At 47.9% G+C, this 13340-nt stretch carries 14 protein-coding genes; 10 read left to right on the top strand and 4 right to left on the bottom strand.

What is annotated here, in order from left to right; all coding sequences use genetic code 11:
• Positions 1–58: 58 nt before the first annotated feature.
• The 8 genes from INR79_RS27425 to INR79_RS27460 all read left to right on the top strand — a co-directional run bounded on the left by INR79_RS27425 (position 59) and on the right by INR79_RS27460 (position 7528).
• Positions 59–1024: a substrate-binding domain-containing protein gene (locus tag INR79_RS27425; protein WP_223098120.1), complete on the top strand. Its 966-nt coding sequence runs from the start codon at positions 59–61 to the stop codon at positions 1022–1024.
• A 7-nt stretch (positions 1025–1031) separates the two neighbouring features.
• Positions 1032–2546: a sugar ABC transporter ATP-binding protein gene (locus tag INR79_RS27430; RefSeq protein WP_223098121.1), complete on the top strand. Its 1515-nt coding sequence runs from the start codon at positions 1032–1034 to the stop codon at positions 2544–2546.
• A 38-nt stretch (positions 2547–2584) separates the two neighbouring features.
• Positions 2585–3553, top strand: a complete 969-nt coding sequence (locus INR79_RS27435; RefSeq protein ID WP_022561935.1) for an ABC transporter permease — start codon at positions 2585–2587, stop codon at positions 3551–3553.
• A gap of 15 nt (positions 3554–3568) precedes the next feature.
• Positions 3569–4354 (top strand): SDR family NAD(P)-dependent oxidoreductase, encoded by a 786-nt coding sequence (locus INR79_RS27440; RefSeq protein WP_223098122.1) that lies wholly within the window; start codon positions 3569–3571, stop codon positions 4352–4354.
• Between the two features lie 19 nt (positions 4355–4373).
• Positions 4374–5036: an HAD family hydrolase gene (locus INR79_RS27445; RefSeq protein ID WP_022561937.1), complete on the top strand. Its 663-nt coding sequence runs from the start codon at positions 4374–4376 to the stop codon at positions 5034–5036.
• A gap of 3 nt (positions 5037–5039) precedes the next feature.
• On the top strand, positions 5040–6161 hold the full coding sequence (locus INR79_RS27450; RefSeq protein ID WP_223098123.1) for a glycerol dehydrogenase: 1122 nt from the start codon (positions 5040–5042) through the stop codon (positions 6159–6161).
• A gap of 129 nt (positions 6162–6290) precedes the next feature.
• Positions 6291–6710, top strand: coding sequence for a GNAT family N-acetyltransferase (locus INR79_RS27455; protein WP_022561939.1), 420 nt, complete (start codon positions 6291–6293; stop codon positions 6708–6710).
• A 59-nt stretch (positions 6711–6769) separates the two neighbouring features.
• Positions 6770–7528, top strand: coding sequence for a DeoR/GlpR family transcriptional regulator (locus INR79_RS27460; RefSeq protein ID WP_004406357.1), 759 nt, complete (start codon positions 6770–6772; stop codon positions 7526–7528).
• A gap of 13 nt (positions 7529–7541) precedes the next feature.
• On the opposite strand, the gene rbsK is transcribed toward INR79_RS27460, so the two are convergent.
• Both rbsK and INR79_RS27470 read right to left on the bottom strand, forming a co-directional pair.
• Positions 7542–8471 carry a ribokinase gene (gene rbsK / locus INR79_RS27465; RefSeq protein WP_223098126.1) on the bottom strand — a complete coding sequence of 310 codons (930 nt, stop codon included), beginning with the start codon at positions 8469–8471 and terminating at the stop codon, positions 7542–7544.
• Positions 8468–9310, bottom strand: a complete 843-nt coding sequence (locus INR79_RS27470; RefSeq protein WP_022561941.1) for an AraC family transcriptional regulator — start codon at positions 9308–9310, stop codon at positions 8468–8470. The genes rbsK and INR79_RS27470 overlap by 4 nt, the downstream gene beginning before the upstream one ends.
• 202 nt (positions 9311–9512) lie before the next feature.
• Between INR79_RS27470 and INR79_RS27475 the strand changes: the two genes are divergently transcribed.
• Both INR79_RS27475 and INR79_RS27480 read left to right on the top strand, forming a co-directional pair.
• Positions 9513–9935 carry a YHS domain-containing (seleno)protein gene (locus INR79_RS27475; protein ID WP_086027452.1) on the top strand — a complete coding sequence of 141 codons (423 nt, stop codon included), beginning with the start codon at positions 9513–9515 and terminating at the stop codon, positions 9933–9935.
• 268 nt (positions 9936–10203) lie between these two features.
• On the top strand, positions 10204–11535 hold the full coding sequence (locus INR79_RS27480) for an MFS transporter (RefSeq protein ID WP_223098128.1): 1332 nt from the start codon (positions 10204–10206) through the stop codon (positions 11533–11535).
• A gap of 99 nt (positions 11536–11634) precedes the next feature.
• Here INR79_RS27480 and INR79_RS27485 read toward each other — a convergent pair whose 3' ends face one another.
• Positions 11635–12045, bottom strand: a complete 411-nt coding sequence (locus INR79_RS27485; RefSeq protein ID WP_223098130.1) for a hypothetical protein — start codon at positions 12043–12045, stop codon at positions 11635–11637.
• Complete coding sequence (locus INR79_RS27490; RefSeq protein WP_223098132.1) at positions 12046–12975, bottom strand: ParA family protein; 930 nt, start codon at positions 12973–12975, stop codon at positions 12046–12048. It abuts the gene before it with no gap.
• Between the last annotated feature and the right edge of the window lie 365 nt (positions 12976–13340).

Consider the following 13340-nt stretch of genomic DNA (forward strand, 5'->3'; position numbering starts at 1 on the left):
CAAAAAGAGCAGGAAAACCGAATTATTCGGTACTTTTAATTAAGAAAAGGATTGACCCATGAGCAAATTAGTAAAACTAGCTATCGTCACAGCCTGCTTGGCTGCCAGCCCACTGAGCTACGCTGCCAAATGCAAAATTGGCATTTCAATGAAGACACTAAGTGCGCCTTACTTTGCTGCACAAGAAGTGTCTGCCAAAAAACACGCCGAAAGCCTTGGGTGTGAAGTACTGTCTACCGATGCCCAAAACAATCTGGTGAAGCAGATCGCCGATGTAGAAGACATGGTGTCGCAAGGCATTCAGGCATTGATCATTAACCCTCGAGACAGCGAAGCACTGGTGCCCGCCGTTAATGCCGCCAGTGCAGAAGGTGTGAAGGTGATTGTGATTGATTCCACCCTGAACCCAAGTGCTAACTTCATCACTCTGGTTCAGTCTTCTAACTCCCAGAACGGGCAGTTGGTGGGTGGCTGGATCGCCAAAGAGATGAAAGGCAAAGATCTGAAAGTCGCGCTGTTGTCTGGTGAAAAAGGTAACGAAGTAGGCAAAGAACGTCGCTTAGGTGTGATTGCTGGAATCATTGAAGGTCAGCTTAAAAACGAAGGTGAAACCAGTATTGAAATCGTCGCTCAGGGCTGGGGGGGCTGGAACAGTGAAGGCGGATTGAAAGCGATGGAAGACATCCTTGTCGCCAACCCCAATGTGAACATCGTGCTGGGTGAAAATGACTCCATGGTATTGGGAGCGAAGAAAGCCGTTGAAGCCGCCAAGCTGAAAGGCAACGTGTTACTGGTTGCGGCAGCCGATGGTCAGAAAGAAGCACTCAGGCTGATCAAAAGCGGCGGTTACGGAGCTACTGGTCTGAATGACCCTGCCCTTGTTGCGTCCACAGCGGTGGATCTTGCCAAGCAAGCCATCGACGGAACACTGCCAGCCACAACAGGCAAACTCACTTACACCAAGCCTGCGGTCATTACTCAGGATAACGTCGACGACTTCCTACGTGACGACGCGGTGTTCTGAGGCAGTTATGGCAAATGAACACCCACTGATAAAAGTGAAGGACTTGCACCGCTACTTTGGCGGTGTCAAAGCCCTGCAAGGTGTTAACTTCTCCCTGAAAAAGGGAGAAGTGCACGCCCTGATCGGGGAAAACGGCGCAGGGAAATCCACCCTGATGAAGGTGATCGGCGGTGAATACAAACCCACCAAAGGTCAGCTCCGTATTAAGGGAAAAGAAACCGTCTTCCGCTCCCCCAAAGACGCGTTCAGATCCGGTATTGCGGTTATCCATCAGGAAATGGTGTTGGCACCAGACTTATCAATTGCTGAAAATATTTTCCTGAAAGAACTGCCCGGTCTGGTGAACCGAAAAGCGTTGCAAAGCCGCGCGTCGGAACTGATCCGCAAGCTTGGGTTTAAGCTGGATCCGTCCCTCCCCGTCGGTGAATTACCCGTCGCCCACCAGCAGATTGTCGAGATAGCCAAAGCCCTTTCGACTCACGCGAAGATCATTGTGTTTGATGAACCAACCGCCGTGCTGTCCGAGGGCGATGCGCAACGCTTACTGACCATCATCGACGATCTGAGAAAAACCGGCGTCGCCATTGTTTACATTTCACACCGTCTGGATGAAGTGTTGCAAATCGCAGACCGCATCACGGTGCTCAAAGACGGACAGTCCATTGAAACGCTGGATAACACCACACCGGAATCGCTTACCGTCGATGACCTGATCCCACTGATGGTCGGCAGACCCTTGAAAGATCTGTTTGGTGAGAAAACTGATCATGCTCTGGGAGATACCGTGTTGTCGATAGAAAACCTGTCGGACGGCAAACGCTTGTCCCCCTTTAATATGGACGTTCGTGCAGGTGAAATCCTCGGGCTGGGTGGTCTGGTGGGGGCGGGTCGGACCGAAGCCATGCGCCTTTTGTTTGGTGCAGACAAAGCCAGCGCCGGCACCATCAAAATCGAAGGGAAAACCGTATCCATTCACTCCCCCTATCACGCGGTGAAGCACGGTATCGGTCTGGTTCCTGAAGATCGCAAAGCGCAGGGGACCGTGCTCGAATTTTCCATCGCCCACAACATCACCATGGCAAACCTCAGAGACGTTCTGATCGCAGGTGACCTGATTCATCCAGCCAGAGAAGCCAGAATCGTCACCGATTTATCGAAGAAGCTGACCGTGAAATACCACCAAAGCAGCGATCCGGTTTCCAGTCTGTCGGGTGGCAACCAGCAGAAAGTAGTGTTGGCGAAATGGATTCACGCCCAATGCAAAGTCTTAATTCTGGACGAACCCACACGCGGTGTCGATGTAGGCGCCAAAGTCGAAATCTATACCCTGATCCGCTACCTCGCGACCTTAGGTGTCGCGGTGATTGTGATCTCTTCTGAACATCAGGAACTGTTTGGTTTGTGTGACCGAATTCTGGTGATGAGAGAAGGCGAAATCACCGGCGAACTTACCCCTGACGATTATCAGGAAGTCAATTTACTTCGATTAGCAATGATTGCCACGGATCAGGCTGCCAGCTAATTCCAGAATGCTAAGGCAGAAATAAAAAAGATAAGGAAATGGATATGGTTGAAACCGCGTTAAAAATCCAACACCACCTCCAGAAATGGGGAACCCCCATGATACTGGTACTGCTGCTGATCTTTGCCAGCAGCCAGTCGGATGTATTCTTAACCGAGCGCAACATCATGAACGTGCTGCGCCAGATTGCGGGCATTGGGTTACTGTCGATAGGCATGCTTTTCGTCATTTTAACCCGAGGTATCGACCTCTCTGTGGGTTCGATTGCGGCACTAGGCAGCGTTCTGTCTGCCATGTTTGTCGAACATATGGCTCCGGGCACTTCTGTTGTCGTCACCGTGCTTATTGGCGCAACCTGTGGTCTGGTTTCTGGTGTGTTAATTGCCCATCTTAAGCTTCCACCGTTTGTGACCACCCTTGCGATGATGACCATTGTTCGCGGTCTGGCGCTTATTTTCTCGGAGGGGCAACCTATCGTGATGGGCGAACCCGGTCAGTTGCTGACTCAGTTTGGTTCCGGTTACCTGTTTGGTGTGCCTTTACCCGTGATTTTAATGCTCACCCTATTTTTGATCGCCGGGGGCATTTTAACTTACACCCGATTTGGTCGCTTAGTGACGGCAATAGGTTCCAACAGCGAAGCGGTGCGCCTTTCCGGTATTCGCGTCAACCGCTACGTCGTCTCGGTGTACGTAATTTCAGGCGGGTTAGCCGCCCTTGCTGGCATCATTTCCACCAGCCGGACAGGCGTGGGTTCTGCCACCATAGGCGTTGCCGCTGAACTGGATGCCATCGCCGCCGTTGTGATAGGCGGAGCCAGTTTGATGGGCGGTCGGGGAACGGCGTTAAACACGCTGATCGGCTGTTTGATTCTGGGAGTGATTGCTAACTTGATGAACCTTGCCAAGGTGCCGGGTTACCACCAACAGGTCTTTATGGGTCTTATTATTGTGATTGCCATGCTTTTGCAATACGGAACACATCTACGTGCAAAAAGCAGCGGTTAGAATAGGAAAAGTCACATGTACCTTGAAAAATTTATGTTAACGGGAAAAACCGCGCTGATTACAGGCGGTGCACAGGGAATTGGGTTTGAGATTTGTCATGCGCTGCTCGATGCCGGAGCAAGCATCATCATCACAGACATTAATTCGCAAACGCTAGAAAAAGCGCAGTCGGCGCTGAACGATCTGGCGCAGGGAAAAGGCACCACCATTCAGACACTGGTTCTGGATGTCAGCGATTCCGAGGCAGTGAACAACGCGGCGGAAACGCTTGCCAACAACGGAACCTCGGTAGACATTCTGGTCAACAACGCGGGGATTGCGATCAGTAATCATCCCGCTGAATCCATGACGGATGAGGTCTGGCGCAAGGTGCTTCAGGTCAATCTCGATGGGGTATTTTACTGCTGCCGAGCGTTTGGCGCGCAAATGCTGACACGAGGTGAAGGGGTCATCGTCAATATGGGCTCCATGTCGGGTTACATCGTCAACCGACCGCAGGAGCAGGCTCAGTACAACGCTTCGAAAGCGGCAGTGCATCAGCTCACCAAATCGCTGGCTGCCGAGTGGGCAGAGCGTGGCGTTCGTGTTAACGCCGTTGCGCCCACCTACATCGACACCGAAATGAACCGTTACGTGACACAAGACAAAGAGATGTATCGGCAATGGGTAGACAACACACCCATGAAGCGATTGGGGAAACCCGAAGAAGTCGCTTCTGCCGTGCTTTTTCTGAGCAGTCAGGCATCCAGCCTGCTGACGGGCACCATTTTAAAAACAGACGGCGGCTACACTTGCTGGTAGCCCAAAATAGGGAATCAGAATGCGAGACATTGACAAATCGACACTGAAATTTGAAGGCGTACTTTGGGACATGGATGGCACTATCGCCGATAGCGAACCCATCCATGAAAGAGCCATTCGCACCACACTCAACAAGCAGGGTGTGGACCCGACACACGAAGATCTGCTCAATGTGCTCGGCACCGAAGGCATCAAAACCTTTGAGTACTTCCGTGACAAGTACGATTTGTCTGTTTCCTTTGATGATTATCGCAACGCGAACTACCAGTATTTTTGCCAGCATAGCGACGAAATCACACCGTTGTATGGCTGTGATTTATTCCGAGCTTTTCGAAAGGCGGGTGTCCCTCAGGCCGTGGTGACCAATTCAGACCGCATTCTGGTTAATGCAGCGCTGGCAGCGTTAGAGATTGAAATCCCCGGAATGATCGTGGTCGCCAGAAATGATGTGAAGAACGGTAAACCCTCCCCTGAGGGCTACCTGAGAGCGGCATATCTGCTGGATATTGAACCAGAAAAGCTGGCCGTGATTGAAGACAGCCCATTAGGAGCCAAAGCGGGTATGCTCGCAGGCATGGAAGTGATCGGTGTGCCGCTTCCTGAGCTTCGGGATCGCTTTCCTTCCGAACTGCCTGTGGCGCTCAACGGCGATGAACTTCTCAAGGCATTATCAAAAGGTTAAACCATGACATCCCCGACTCTGCTCACCACCAACTTTCCTTCCCGCTATGTGCAGGGTTCTGGAGCGATGGTGCAGCTTATTCCCGAGCTTGATAAGCTTGGGAAACACCCTGTTATCTACATCGACCAAAATGCCTACTCGGCAGTGATTGACGCATTGCAACCGATTCCCAGCCATGTGTCGGTGTTTTCTGTCGAAGCCGAATGCACCACGAAAAAAATTGAAAAGACGCTGGCGGATCTGCAATCGCACAACGCAGACTGCATTGTCGGAATGGGCGGTGGCAAGGTGATCGATTTATGTCGGGCGAGTGCCGACATGCTGTCGGACAAACTGGGCAGAATCATTCCTTTTGTCAGCGTACCAACGGTCGCTGCAAGTGATGCGCCCTGCTCCTCTCTGGCGGTGATTTATTCTGAAGAAGGCGCTTTCGTTAAAGATCTGTTTGTGAAACGCCCACCCAATCTGGTTTTGGTGGACAGCGCTATCGTCATCGGAGCGCCAGCCCGAACTTTTGCGGCTGGCATTGGCGACGCCATGGCAACCTGGTACGAAGCGGAATCGTGCCTGAATTCAGGCACGGGGAATTTTTGTGGTGGGTTTGCGACTCAGCTCTCCACCATGGTGGCACAGCTCTGTCGTGACACTTTATTCGAAAACGCCGTACAGGCTGTGGAAGATTGCCACAACAAACGGCTTTCTCCTGCATTTGAAAAGGTGCTGGAAGCCAACATTCTGCTGTCGGGCATAGGGTTCGAATCGGTGGGAGTCGCATCTGCACACGCTGTTCATCACGGTTTAACAGAACTGCCCGCCAGCTACGAGCGCGTTCATCATTTAATGCACGGTGAAAAAGTCGCTTTCGGTGTGGTAGTGTCTATGATTCTCAACGATAAACCTCAGTCAGAACTCGAAAAAGTCATCCGGCTGTTTCAGGCAATAGATCTGCCCTGCAATTTGGATGATTTAGGCATTAAGCCGACCGACACTCATGCCATCGATATCATCGCCACCAAAACCTGCGAAGCAGGCAGCATTGCGTACAATGAGCCAGTTAAAATCACTCATGAGATTGTTGTCGATGCCATTCAACGAGCCCACAAAGCGGGCAAGGCGATGGCGTAACGCTCGGCAGATGATGGTCTGATTCTCATAATTATGAGAGCCCGTTTAAATTTAAGATTTGAAAATGCATAGAAAAGAATAAGGGTATATACTTTCGATAAATCAACCTGATAGACCTAAGTAGGTAGCATGATCATTGAGGTAACGTACCACCCCGATAAGCAGGATTTAGAGTCCATCTACCAAGCTTTGCGTGAATTCAACGAGCCGTATTTCCCCGACTTAGACGAGAAAGTTCTCGCGCTGTTTATTCGCGATCACCAACACCGTGTGGTAGGTGGCATTGCTGCCCATCTGTTTTATGATTCCCTTCATATTCATCGCATCTGGATTGATGCCAATTACCGTCGTAAAGGCATTGGCACCAAACTGCTTAAAACCGCAGAAAGAGAAGCCAGAAAAATGCTGGTTAAAAAGATTTTTCTCGATACCTACAATTTTCAGGCACCCGAGTTCTACCAAAAACACGAATATCAGGAAGTAGGACGCTATCAGGGCTACCCGAAAGACGGAACCGACAAAATCTTTTATAAGAAGACGCTGATCTGATTGGGCGAATGCGAATCTGTGTTAGGCTATCTGCCGGACAATAGAAGCCGGAGTTAGCTGTGAAACAAACCCAACGTCATCATGAAATACTCGCTTTGCTGGATGAGCAAGGATTCCTCTCCACCGAAGCCTTTGTTGAGACGTTCAACGTAAGCCCACAAACCATTCGTCGCGACCTGAACGAACTGGCAAAACAGGGGCTGATCAGCCGACACCATGGCGGTGCCTCTCTCTACTCCAGCACCGAAAACGAAGCCTATTCCACCCGGAAAGTCAGCCATCAGGAAGAAAAAGCCCGTATCGCCGCAGAGCTGGTCAAGAAGATTCCAAACGGCTCCTCGCTTTTCATCGACATCGGCACCACTACCGAAGCAGTCGCTACTGCCCTTCTCAATCACAAAGACCTTAAAGTGGTCACCAACAACATCAACGTCGCCAGTATTTTAATGGCGAAAGAAGACTTCACGGTGATCATTGCTGGCGGGCAGATCCGCAACAAAGATGGCGGCATTATTGGCGAAGCGACCCGCGAGTTTATTGAACAGTTCAGAATGGATTTTGGCATCATCGGGATTTCAGGCATCGACTCTGACGGCAGCTTGCTGGACTTTGACTATTCGGAAGTGAAGATTGCGCAGGCGATTATCGCCAGTTCCCGCCAGACATTACTGGCCGCAGACAGCAGTAAATTCAATCGCGGTGCTATGGTCAACCTTGGGCACATTTCTCAGGTAGATTCATTGTTTACAGATGAAATGCCCGCCGCCGAGCTGGTAGAAGTGATCAAGCAGCACGAAGTCGAACTGCTTGTTTGTTAGTGATCAGCGCTCGCTAATCCATTTGCCCCTGATTTCTTAAAAAGGCTTCCACTTCACCTATGTAAGGAATGGAAGTCTGAGCCCCGAAACGAGTCACCGACATCGCCGCCGCCGCATGTGCAAACACAATCGCGCCTTCTAACGTACTTCCACGGCACATCCCAACAAGCAACGCACCGTTAAACGTATCTCCGGCTGCTGTGGTATCCACCGCTTCAACCACAAAGCCGGGAACCAGATACCCAACACCAGACTGGCTGACCCAGACGCCTTTCTCGCCCAAGGTGATCAGAACGGTTTCCACGCCCTTTTTATGAAGAATTTGGGATGCCTTAGAAGCAGACTTGTCGTCCGTCACTTCAACACCCGTGAGGATTTCTGCTTCTGTTTCATTTGGGGTGATCATCGTAACCTTGGCAAGCAGATCATCGGGCAACTCGCGAGCGGGCGCGGGGTTTAACACCACTTTACAACCGGATTGATGGGCAATGTCCACCGCGTGTTCAATGCCATCCAACGGTGTTTCTAGCTGAAGGAGCAAGTAGTCGCCACTTTGAAGGGTGTCGGTAAAGGTTGAAACCACAGGAGCGGTCAGGTAACCATTCGCCTCTGCCGAAATGCAGATGCTGTTTTGACCAGAATCGGTCACCTGAATCATGGCGATACCTGTCGGGCAATCGGGCTCCACTTTCACACCAGTCACATCGATGCCGTCCGATTCAAATTGCTTGCGAATGCCAAGCCCAAAAGGATCATCACCTACACAAGCAATAAAGCGGATATCTGCGCCTAACCGCGCGCACGCAACGGCCTGATTCGCCCCTTTTCCACCGGCGACAATTCGGTAATTTCTTCCGGTTATGGTTTCACCCGGACGAGGAAATTCAGGCACTTGCATAACGTGATCGGCGTTTACACTTCCGAATACAATGATTCCGCTCATAATTCTCCTCTTCCTGTTTCTTCCTTGGAAGCAATCCAGTTCCGTGGTGACAAGCCGGTGATTTTCCTAAATACCTTAGTAAAACCTGAGTAGCTCTCGTATCCAACCTGATCCAGCACCCAATGCATCGGCTTACCCTGCAATATCAGAGACTGCGCAACCCCGATCCGCCAATGAGCGATGTAGTTCCCTGGGGTCATCCCAACAACCTTTTTAAACGTTTCGATAAACACGGTCCGAGACATGGCGCACTTTTCCGCCAGATCTTCTAACGAGTATGGATGATATGGAAGCTGATGGATCATATTAAGCGCATCCGCGAGCCGTGGGTGAGACAAACCGGCCAACACCCCTTCTTTCATCAAGTTTTGTTCAACTATGTGACGAAACAGCATGATCATCATGACGTCGCTCAGCTTATCTAAGATCACCTGTTGCCCTAAATCCGCGTTCGCTGCCTCTAAAAACAGTGCCTCCATGATTGGAGAAAGCGACGGCATGGTCTTGAACGGGATCACGATGCGATCGGGCAAGGCAGAAAAAAGCAGCTCCCATTTTCCCTCGCTGTATTCAATGGTAGAACAGACCAGATGAGCGCCATCGGAAAGCCCTTCAATCACATGCGGCACCGTTAAAGGAAAGTACACCAGCGATGGCTCGGTGATTTCCAGCTCCCGCCCTTTATGGTCTCGTAGCCTCAAATGCCCACCACGCAAAATGTGCAAATGCCCCTGATTGCGGTGCGGTTCGCTGAATGAAGACACACCGCAAAGCTGACCAGAGTAGAAAACTTCTGATCGCATAGAGAGTTGCTGAATTAATTTCGAAAGTGCATCCATATTTCCTCCGTACTATTGGCACACTTTTACGCACTTATGTACCCAAATAGACCGGACATCTGCCTTAAATTACTTCACACACGGTCAGGGCAAGCCGCAGATATTACGGAAACCTGACATTAAGAAGATAATAAAAAGGAGTTTTCCTATGTCTGTTTCAAACAAATCTCTTAAGCGCCTTATTAGTTTAGGCGGTATCGCAATGCTTCCTTTCTCTGTGATGGCTGCCGACATCGATGTAAGTGCAGATGCCAATGACCTGGCCATTCAGGGTTACGACCCGGTAGCGTATTTCAACGCAGCAGAGCCAACGAAAGGTAACCCTGAGTTTTCTGCAACCTACAAAAACGCGATTTACCATTTCTCTACTGCGGCAAACCGTGATGCATTCCGTGCAGACCCAGCGGCATACGCACCACAATACGGCGGCTACTGCGCATTTGGTGTAGCAATGGGTAAGAAGTTTGATACCGACCCACTGGCGTGGAAAGTAGAAGCTGGCAAGCTTTACCTGAACTTGGATAAGTCTGTTCAGAAGCGCTGGTTAGAAGATGTAAAAGGCTTTGTGCAAACGGCTGATGGCAACTGGCCTGAAATCAAAACTGTAAGCGCAGACAAACTGTAAGTTTCCCCTCCCTTGCACTGGGAATCTCTCCCTCTGTCCATATCCTTTTGCAAGGGATCTTTTTATTCACTGTCTTGGGTTAGCGCCCATGAAAAAGCCCCGTCAGGGGCTTTTGTTTATTTGGACTTTGGAACGTTAAAGCTGATTTTCTCACTTAACTAAGTGATGGATTTTGCAACAGCCCCATGATTTCACCCATAGAGGCTTTTACCTTCAATTTAAAAGGGTATATATCTAATGGTATGTTGTTCAAAGTACTGAAAACTTCATGACACTCAAAGAAATCCTGCAAATCCGCAATGTGCGTAACTACCTAGTGTTTCGAAGCAGTTACTTTGCGCGCTTTTACTACCCTGTTTTCACCCTGCTCTATCTGGATTACGGCTTAACCCTTTCTCAATTCGCCATACTCAACGTGATTTGGGCGGCAACCATTGTGATTTCTGAAGTCCCATCGGGCGCGTTTGCCGACACCTTGGGGCGTAAAAAACTGGTCGTTTTGTCTTCGGTGGTGATGTTCATTGAAATCGCCATGATCGCCCTTGTGCCTACGGGCAACCCCACACTGGTTTTCGTTGTATTTATGATCAACCGGGTATTGAGTGGATTAGCCATGTCTCTGGCGAGTGGTGCGGATGAAGCACTGGCTTACGACACCTTAAAAGCCCAAGGCAAAGAAGAAGTGTGGCCGCAGGTGCTGCAAATCCAGCTTCGCCTTTCTTCTGGGATCGGCATTTTTGTTACTTTGCTGGGTGCCGCCATGTACGATGTGAATTTTATGGCAAGCGTCTATCAATTTCTTGGATTCGCTCCGCCAGAGAATACTCAGGACATCATGCGTATTCCGGTCTTTGCCACCTTATTTGTTGCGATCATCGCCATTTATGCTGCGATAAACATGGAAGAAGACAATCACGCTTTGCCAACCCACAGCAGCAAATGGGAAACCACCGTCGCCAGCTTTAAGCTGACACTCGATACAGGAAAGTGGGTCATTGCCACTCCTTATGTGCTGTTTATATTGCTCTATTACAGCTTGTTCGAGCACATATCACGGATGTTCTTAACCATGAACAGCCAGTATTATCGCGCCATCGATATCCCGATTATCTACTTCGGATTTATCGGTGCTGGAATAAGTATGTTGCAGATTCTGCTGGCAGGGCAAAGCCGACGATTAGCAGAAAGCATGACACCCAGAACTTTTCTATTAGTGATGGGGATCGCCACTGCCATTACTTACTATTTAATAAGCCTAGGGTGGTCGATTTACGGAGTAATACCCGTTCTGGTGCTGATTTTCATTAATATGACGATGAACATCTTCATAAGCTACCACCTTAATAAAAAGACCGAATCGCACAACCGAGCCACCGTCTTGAGTTTTAAGGGATTGATGTTCAACCTTGGGTACGGATCAATAGGCATTCTTTACGCCTACTATTACAAACTCGTATCCCAGAGCTACACGGAGCAAGAGATTGAACAACACCTCGATTTCTTAGCGTCCCTCTCTTCATTCTGTTACTACTTCGCATTTTGGTTTGTTGTGATTAGTGGATGGTTTTACGTTAAGAGTAGGAGGGAGGGGATTTTTTGAATGGCGGGAAGTTGTATGAGGTTTTCTAGCGTGTTTTTGGACAGAATTAAGCTAGATCACTTGCTCTAACTTAATTCATTTGGATAAGGAAAAGTAACTTTAATCCTTGACTGTTTGTTGTGTGTCGCTCTCTTGTATTGCACTAGATCTTAAGGTAGCACCAACAGTCCCCTCAATGATTTTTTCTTTAACCTTATCGACTTTATCCTGCTTCATAACGTAGACATTGACATATTTAGCAAACATCTCAAGCTCTCGTTTATTGGCAAAATAGTTATTGAGAATTTCTAAACCTAGTTCTCGGGAGACACAAGCACTCAACTTTTCTTCCACTTCTGAGTAGTTGGTATCCTTTTTTTCACACTTCACTGAATTTGTCTTACTGACTTTAGCAACCTTAAGACTAAGAGTATATTCCCCTGTTTCTAGCTTTTTTAAGTCAGAATCAGTAAGAGTTTCTAACTGTTCAATCAATTTCTGCAAAAATTCTGAAATAACTTTCTTACTCATCTATACACCTGCCACCGCCTGAAACTCGTCAACAAAAGCATTAATTTCCATCACAACATCTGAGTATGTACCACTATTGTATGCATGAAGTGTAACAGGTATGCCATCTTGTGGGGCAGAAGCAAAAATAGATTTATTCTCTCTAAAGTAAGTCCCAAACGTTGGAACTCCTAGACGTTGTGTTTGAGAGATGAATTGCTGTTGAGAACCTATTGGATTGCCGCTATAGATTTGGATCATAGTAAATACAACCCCAAGCATATGCGGGTTTGATGGTCTTATGGCAGGATCTATGCTTACGAATTCATTAAACTCAGTTATCAACTGATTGACACTTCTATGCAGATAATCGATCCCAAGTGTCGATAGATAATCAGGTTTCGCAGGTATTAAAATTTGGTCTGAGGCGATAAGGGCATTTTTAGTTACAATATTAAAGTTAGGAGGACAATCAATTAGAACAACATCATAATTACCAGAAGCATATTCGATTATTGAGTCTCTTAACTTGCCATGAACTTTAATATAGTTAAGTTTAGCTTGATTCATATTAGCACCACCTAACAATGTTGCTAATTCTAAATCGACATTGATTAACCCTAAATGAGAAGATATTAAATCAACAAAACCACTAGAACCAATATTTTGCAAATGACTGTTAATGGCTGTAGGTCTAATTACAAAGTTACACAACGGTGGAGGAGCAAATCCTTGGCTGATATCATCAAAGTAATTTTTGATCGTATGTGTGTCTTTTAAAGACTGATTCCAATAGTCTGGAGTGATGAATGAAAACGTTAAACTCGCTTGTGCATCCATATCTAAAAGTAAGACTTTTTTGTTTCTTCTTGCTAACTCAGCCGCAATATTGGCAGTTACGGTTGTTTTCCCAACACCACCTTTGTAATTAATTACAGATATTATTTTCATATTTGCCCTTATTTGTTACTTATTGAATACATGAGATACATGACGCTAGTTTCACGATAATTGTCATCTTTTGCTTCTCACACTATGCACTCCCGCTCATATTAGTTCAACTGGAAATCAATAGGTTAAAGCATAAAGAAAGATGTTAGACTGTAAAATACAGGCCTAACAACAGGAACTCTTGACTTTAAACTCAATAAGATAAGTTTGAGTAGGGAAAACTCTGACTAACAAGATATGAATGAGTCAAAGGTCAAACGTAGAATGGGGCAAAAACATGTTACAGATCCTACCCGCGAGAAAGCTTCAGTCGCAAACATTGATAGCATGTTAGTTTCTGAGGAAAGCTCGCTAGGTATAGCAAG

This window comes from Vibrio sp. SCSIO 43132, from assembly GCF_019904195.1.
GTDB lineage: Bacteria > Pseudomonadota > Gammaproteobacteria > Enterobacterales > Vibrionaceae > Vibrio > Vibrio nigripulchritudo.